General features: G+C 71.2%; 1 protein-coding gene. It reads left to right on the top strand.

Going from position 1 to position 400, the window contains the following annotated elements; genetic code table 11:
- On the top strand, positions 1-400 hold a 400-nt coding region (locus ELR45_RS05435), incomplete at both ends, for a hypothetical protein (RefSeq protein ID WP_165367499.1).

Genomic DNA, 400 nt, shown 5'->3' on the forward strand with positions numbered 1-400 from the left:
GCTTCAGCCGCGACGACGGCAGCTGGGTCCCCGACAGTTGGGGCCAGTGCCGGGTGAGCGTCAACGCCCCAGGCTGGGGCAACGCGCGCTTCGTGCTCGACCCGGACGTCGAGCCGGACCCGGAGGTGAGCAGCGTCGCGGTCCAGGCCTGGGAGATGGAATGCGCGAGCGGGCAGGCCCCGGACGGGCGCGGCGTACGGCCCGTCGTGCTGAGCGAGGACGAGGCGACGGTCACAGTCGTCGTCCTCGTCGAGCCAGTGACCGGAGGTGCAGATTGCCCCAGCAACCCGAGCTTCCCGCTGGAAATCGACCTCGCGTCACCGCTGGGTGACCGGACCATCCTCGACGCCAGCGTCGACCCCGCACTAGAACGCCCGTGGCCGCCCACCGAATCCAGCCT

The sequence above is a fragment of the Phytoactinopolyspora endophytica genome, from assembly GCF_004138495.1.
Classification (GTDB): Bacteria; Actinomycetota; Actinomycetes; order Jiangellales; family Jiangellaceae; genus Phytoactinopolyspora; species Phytoactinopolyspora endophytica.